The sequence below is a fragment of the Neobacillus sp. genome, assembly GCF_031988165.1.
Lineage (GTDB): Bacteria > Bacillota > Bacilli > Bacillales > Cytobacillaceae > Neobacillus > Neobacillus rhizosphaerae.
Map to the genome: position 1 here is coordinate 1 of NZ_DALZYO010000088.1, position 5,812 is coordinate 5,812.

Annotated in this window: 7 protein-coding genes; 4 read left to right on the forward strand and 3 right to left on the reverse strand. The window is 39.1% G+C overall.

The genetic code is table 11. The annotated features are described in order from the left end of the window. Together RTR43_RS25480 and RTR43_RS25485 are read left to right on the forward strand one after the other, a co-directional pair. Positions 1-457 (forward strand): hypothetical protein (locus tag RTR43_RS25480; protein ID WP_312476836.1); only part of this gene is annotated, 457 nt, incomplete at its 5' end. Between the two features lie 176 nt (positions 458-633). Next, a complete protein-coding gene (locus tag RTR43_RS25485) occupies positions 634-906 on the forward strand; it encodes a hypothetical protein (RefSeq protein WP_032858819.1) in 273 nt (90 codons plus the stop codon). Between the two features lie 306 nt (positions 907-1,212). Here RTR43_RS25485 and RTR43_RS25490 read toward each other — a convergent pair whose 3' ends face one another. From RTR43_RS25490 to RTR43_RS25500, 3 genes are read right to left on the reverse strand one after another with little or no spacing between them, the layout of a single operon-like run. Beyond that, positions 1,213-1,392 (reverse strand): hypothetical protein, encoded by a 180-nt coding sequence (locus RTR43_RS25490; protein ID WP_073982233.1) that lies wholly within the window; start codon positions 1,390-1,392, stop codon positions 1,213-1,215. A 53-nt stretch (positions 1,393-1,445) separates the two neighbouring features. Continuing rightward, on the reverse strand, positions 1,446-1,838 hold the full coding sequence (locus tag RTR43_RS25495; protein WP_073982232.1) for a hypothetical protein: 393 nt from the start codon (positions 1,836-1,838) through the stop codon (positions 1,446-1,448). A gap of 9 nt (positions 1,839-1,847) precedes the next feature. Next, the gene (locus RTR43_RS25500; protein WP_312476848.1) at positions 1,848-3,023 is read right to left on the reverse strand and encodes an Alp7A family actin-like protein; all 1,176 of its coding nucleotides are present in this window, start codon (positions 3,021-3,023) and stop codon (positions 1,848-1,850) included. A gap of 1,350 nt (positions 3,024-4,373) precedes the next feature. Here RTR43_RS25500 and RTR43_RS25505 point away from each other — a divergent pair. Together RTR43_RS25505 and RTR43_RS25510 are read left to right on the forward strand one after the other, a co-directional pair. Further along, positions 4,374-5,477: a response regulator aspartate phosphatase gene (locus tag RTR43_RS25505; RefSeq protein ID WP_312476841.1), complete on the forward strand. Its 1,104-nt coding sequence runs from the start codon at positions 4,374-4,376 to the stop codon at positions 5,475-5,477. Then, positions 5,474-5,608, forward strand: a complete 135-nt coding sequence (locus RTR43_RS25510) for a hypothetical protein (protein ID WP_306725285.1) — start codon at positions 5,474-5,476, stop codon at positions 5,606-5,608. The genes RTR43_RS25505 and RTR43_RS25510 overlap by 4 nt, the downstream gene beginning before the upstream one ends. Positions 5,609-5,812 lie beyond the last annotated feature (204 nt).

A 5,812-nucleotide genomic window follows, 5' to 3' on the forward strand; every position in this document is an offset into this window, starting at 1 on the left:
ACACCGGCGGCGAAGAACTGCAGCTGAAGAAGCGCGGCCAGATCCGGAAGACCCGACAGAGCATCCAGGGCAACGGGGGCGATCGTCGCCTGTATTCCTGGGCGATGGCAGCACCGGCGGCGAAGAACTGCAGCTGAAGAAGCGCGGCCAGATCCGGAAGACCCGTCGGGTCCAGGGCAAACGTGGCAGTCAGTCGGCGGTGCGAAGCTGGTCGAAAGGGAAAGTCGGCCGATCGGTGCCGGCATCCCTAGGCGATGGCAGCACCGGCGGCGAAGAACTGCAGCTGAAGGAGCACGGCTGTTTCCGGAAGACCGGTCAGGTGGCCAGGGCAACACGGCGATCGGTGCCCGCATCCCTGGGCGGTGGCACTGGCGACGAAGAACTGCATCTGAAGGAACGCGCAGCGGTGTCAGGAAAAACGTCAGGAGCCAGGACAAACCCCGATCCTAAAGACTAAGCTGAGGATTTAATTAAGAGTAGCAGTAGTAGCAATCCCTGCTGTTTTTAATCGGTTTATACATATTTTGAAGGGTTGCAGAATAGCATAGTAACAGATGAAAACTGTTACAGTGTTACTGTGTTAGTGAGAAAAACCTAATGAAAGCTGATATTTGGTTGGAGGGGGAAGAAGATATGAAGAAGAAAGCGGCTAACCAGGTTGGAGAGAGAAAAGTACGTTCGGATAAAAAAACACGAGTCAATCCTTCATTGGATTCAGATACACATCAAAAGCTGAAGAAGTTGGCCATTTCCTGTGATATGACAAAGACACAGTTAGCAGCTGAAATTCTTAAAATGGCTCTCAACAATGAGAGTGTGATTGACTGGTATCAAAAAAAATACAACAAAGACGATTCATATAGAATTATCCTTGCCCGTATCAATGGTGAGTTGCATTATTCTTAACCAACTTTCCCCCAAGTGCGGCCGATTTTTTTCCAGAGTTTAAAACAACTAGAGCAAAGTTTTTGATTCCCAATAAATTTCTCTTTTGACATCCGGACCGTTTTACTACAATGTTTGCATTTCATTTTTATGACCTCCCTTAGTAGTATCAGCATTGACAAAAAAACAGGTTTTATACAGATTAATTGGATTCTAATGTTGCTCAGAGCGTCTGTATTGCAATTAATTAACGTTTGACCAATAACTGCATATGAAAAGAGCCTAGATTCTCTAGGCTCTTAGTATTAAAAAATAAGGGATTTGTCTCTACACCGCAGGTTCAATCGTCAATTTTGTTCCTTCAGGCAGAGACATTTTCAAGGTCCTCAAAGTATCCTCTGCTTCCTCAATCGTCTCGAATATCTCCTCTCGTATCTCTTCATCTGAGTGTGTGCTCGTAAACTTAATTTCCGTCCCTTCAAGCTTGCCCACAATACGATATGCCATGTATTCTCCGCCTTTCCTTTTTGTATCCATTCTAGTTGTTAAATGATGAACACTTAAAAATCATAATCGTATTCTTCCTCAATAGTACCAGTGATTTTCTCAGTGATTAACTGACCTTCTTCAATGGTTTCTGAAGCTGTTTTTGGATCAGCTGTTTTGTGTTCTACGTATATCGACCCCTGATCTATTTTCTTCCTCAAATCACGAAATTCTTTTGTCATTTCTTCTCTCAAGGCAATTAATTCATCATGAACATGACGATCTTTTTCTCTATTTTTCTGTTCGTTTTTCTGTTGTTGCATGTCCCTTTCTATAAGCTGAAAGGCATACTCTCTAAAGGTGCCTTCACTTGTTTTACTAATCCGGTCTAAAACAAAATTATACATCTCATCAGTCATTTTTGTTGTACGAACATTCCAGAGTTTAACTCTTTCTTGGTTAGCCATTTATATCACCTAAATTGATTGTGCCTCTTTTTCATTTGCCTGTTTCTTTACTTGTTCAGCGCGGCTTAAAACTTCAAGGCCATATAAGTTGAGCAGTCTTGCATCTTCAGCAACTATATGATTTGATTCAGAAATATCACGGCCATATCTCTCTTCAGTAACCACACTAATTGATTCTTCAAGCACCTCACCAACACCGCCAAAATAAAGGTACTTGTAAACCTTATCTTTTGGTGCAGGGAATGTATTTTCAGCTTGGGCTATTTTGATTTCTGTGTATTCTTTAAGAGATTTTTTGATGATATCAGTTAAATCGAATTTCTGACCGGTATTCCCGTCTCTTCGTTCCATTTTAGTTTTTCCAATATTTGAGTATATAAACTTTTCAAGCTCCCTAACGCTATCAAAATGCTCGAGGAGTTTTTCTTTTCTTAATTTTTCTAAGTGTGCCAAAAACGGCGCTTCAGTATTAGAAACAAAGGAATCACGGCTTTTTGGCGGTTTTAGTCCAGCCGGCAGTAATACAAGATCGTCTGTTCCGCCTCCTAAATCACAAAAGACTACGTCATAATTTTTAAATTGCTCGGCATAGTCCTTATCTTCCAGATCAAAGTTTTTCTTTATTGCCCATCTTGCAACTTCAGATTCGACCCTGCACGCAGCATCTTCTACTTTTATAGTCAGATCTTTTTCTAATCCTAATGTCAGAACTTTTACCTGGTGAGTGCCTAAAAATTTAGCAGCCATTCTTTTCTGCATTTCACTGAATTTATCCAATTTTTTAAGAAGCCAGATTGGGAGCATTGTTTGAAAGTATTCAATAGTAACTTCATTATCTTCCCGTTTACCTTTTAGCGCTTGGTAATAAGCAGTTGCGGCTAAAAAAGTCACGTATGGAATATACGACTCTACTTTGTTATGTAACTTCTTGATATGTTGATTGCCTAACACTTCTGGTTCTGCAAGTTCACCAACTAAAAAGTATCTCTCAGTTTCATCAATCACTGTGGAAACTAATAGCCGGTCTTTTAAATCGGCGGGATCTTCAACGATACTTGTAAACTTTCCTTCAGCAGCTTCTTTAGTTATCTCCACTACATTCGTAGGCAATTCAAAAAAATAACCATCAATTAAATTCATATACATACTATTTCCAAAGTCCACGTTCATACGAGAAATATTCATATTTTTATTCTCTCCTTTGATTTCACTTTCCTCAATAATAGCACCTTTAATTGTGTGTGTCAACATAATGAAATCACTCGTAAATCCATATAAAACAGGGTATATATGAATATTTTTAGTTAAATGAAATCAGTGAAATCAGGGAAAATAGGTGATTTCAGACGCGGGGGTTTACGGCAAAAAAAAAATCATGTATATTATAGTCAAGTTAAGTCAACGAGAAAGATTTGACAGAGTTGATTTAATCTATTATTTTTGAGAAACAGCAAAAAAACCCTGTTGTTTGCAGACAACAAGGTTAATAGCTTGTATTCGCTGATAGCGAAAACACAGATACATATTTAGATAGACGAAACATAAAAACTGAATACAAATAAGAAATGACAAATAAAAAGTGCCCGATGCGCCAACATCGAACACTTCACAGTTTGTATGATCCTACCCATACAATGTCTTTAAGTTATGTCTTCATTTTACCGAAAACGCGTCTTTGCGTCAATAGTTTTCGGCATTTTTAGAACGACAGAAAACGATTGTTTGGGTTGATACAAACAGTTGTTTTCTGTCGTTTTTTGTTTGTCACCCAGCTGCCGTTAAGGGGTGTAAAATAAACTGACGTCAGGAGTTGCTCCGTCCACTGCATACTGAATACGGAGATGAGCCACAAAAGCGTTCCTTGCTACGCTTGTGGCGAAGGGCGGGGACGGCCATTAACGGTCCGGAGAATGTGGAGATACCACTAGGTTGCACTGGCGCACTACGGTGCGGGCAACTATGGCCAAGCTTTTATGTAAACGACACACAATAGAGTGTGATCGTGTGAGAGAACACAAGACAAACCCATAAAAGTGCATACAGGACAGGCATTGTATGTAAAAAGGTCATGGCAGGCGAAAGTCTGGCGATAGCAAGGCAGTACTGGAAACCTCAGACGTCTCTATGACGCTAGTTTCAAACCTGATCGATTGCCTATGTCTGTCCGTTTTTATTTTTTCGTGACAGACATAGGCAATCGAATTTCGCCCCTGTTTCCTAGAACAGTCAGCTATTCTGCTAGTTTCAAGTTCTAAAAGTCAAGAGATTTAAATAAAAAAGGCGAAATTCCTTAAAACCTTTCGGTTTTAAGTTCCTTTTTAAAAAAGAATGTTTTTTATAAAGAACAATAGTATTTTAGAATATTATTAATTTTATACCTTTTTTTGTATGGTTATGTTACGTTTACTTGGTCAGTGCATACTACGTATGGCATTAGAAAATAAAGCAACTATGAAAATTTAGTTCTATGTACTAAATGTTTAAAGTCTTTCTTGTTTATTGAATAGGTCTGGTGGAATGAAGGGAGGATAAGTGTTGTTGAATAAGAAGGGGCCTTCGGCTTGTTTTGCTAACTCTTTGAATAGGTGGTACGAGCTTATTAAAAAGGGTGATGGTGAACTTTCAAAGATAAAGAAGGCTGAATTGAGAGAGATGTTGACAAAAAGTGAAGATTCTAGTGATTTAGTTGATTATTATATTCTATTATGCCATCGTCATGATGCACTGTTTGAGGAAGAAGTAACTGATGATCTTGTTAAGTTTTTATCTAGGGGAAGTCATGATTTACTCATAAATTTTTATTATGAATTATTTTCAGGCGATTATAAATTTTTTAACAAAAATTATTTTGATGCGATTGAATTTTATAAGAGAGCTGAGCGCAGATTGCTTAGTATGTCTGAAGATACAATTGGAACAACAAAGTTTGCTGATTTCCACTACAAAATAGGTGTATCTTATTATGAAATCGATCAACACGTGGTTTCAGTTACTCATGTAAAGCAAGCTAAAGAAATTTATGAAAAGGATAAAAATTTTATTCTTGAAGCCATACAATGCAGTCTTGTGATGGGTATTTGTCTTTACGATATGGGCCGGTATCCAGATGCAGATTCTTCTTTAAGAAGTGCCTTGACGGATGCTTTGGCTTTTGGCTATGATAAACCTACAGCTAAGATTTACCATAACCTCGGTTTGATAAGATGGCAGGAAGGTTTATATGTTGAGGCAAAGGAACTTTTTCTCAAAGCAGAATCATTTTCCTGGTTAAAGGAGTCTCCAAAAGGCTTGCAAAACCTTTATATGCTGTCACGGGTATCTTACGAAATGGGAGATGCTGAAGAAGGTAATCGCTGGTATAATCTTGGCTCTGAAATGACAGAACGTTATGACAGTGAGGAATTTAGGATTAAATTGCAGATTCTTTATTGCCTCTATGAAGAGTTCTCTGTAGAAAATGTTCTGTCCTATTGTGATGCTCTTAGAGAAAAGAACCTTTGGCCGGATGTTGCAAAAATTGAAAAAAGTATTGCTGCTTTTTTTGAAAAAAAAGGTGACATTTCCATGAGTTATACTTTTTTAAAGCGCGCTCTTTATTCAAGGGAGCAAATACCGAAAATACGGGAGGCGTTAGGATGAAAGCTACAAAAATGTGGGTTATTACGGGTATAGTTGCATTAGGTGCACTTGCTTTTGGGCAATTTGCTACTCATTATTATGCGTCCAACGATCATCAACAATTTCAAATAGCACAAAGAGGTATGTACTGAGGGCTAACCATCAATGGTTAGCTTTTTTTAATGGAGTTAAGCATAAGAAACCAGTGAAAACAGCAACAACGAGCGATAATGGCAGCGGGAAGTGTGAGAGGAATCAGTTGGACGAGTACCTTGCGGCCCAGACCATTGTTTGCACCGGCGGGCGAAGAACAGGAGCTGAAGAAGCGCGGCCAGATCCGGAAGACCTGTCGGGAC

What these genes read in the sequence shown, in the direction of transcription:
- RTR43_RS25485 (WP_032858819.1), top strand. Translation starts at nt 634, where the DNA reads ATGAAGAAGAAAGCGGCTAACCAGGTTGGAGAGAGAAAAGTACGTTCG.
- RTR43_RS25490 (WP_073982233.1), bottom strand. Translation starts at nt 1,392, where the DNA reads ATGGCATATCGTATTGTGGGCAAGCTTGAAGGGACGGAAATTAAGTTT.
- RTR43_RS25495 (WP_073982232.1), bottom strand. Translation starts at nt 1,838, where the DNA reads ATGGCTAACCAAGAAAGAGTTAAACTCTGGAATGTTCGTACAACAAAA.
- RTR43_RS25500 (WP_312476848.1), bottom strand. Translation starts at nt 3,023, where the DNA reads ATGAATATTTCTCGTATGAACGTGGACTTTGGAAATAGTATGTATATG.
- RTR43_RS25510 (WP_306725285.1), top strand. Translation starts at nt 5,474, where the DNA reads ATGAAAGCTACAAAAATGTGGGTTATTACGGGTATAGTTGCATTAGGT.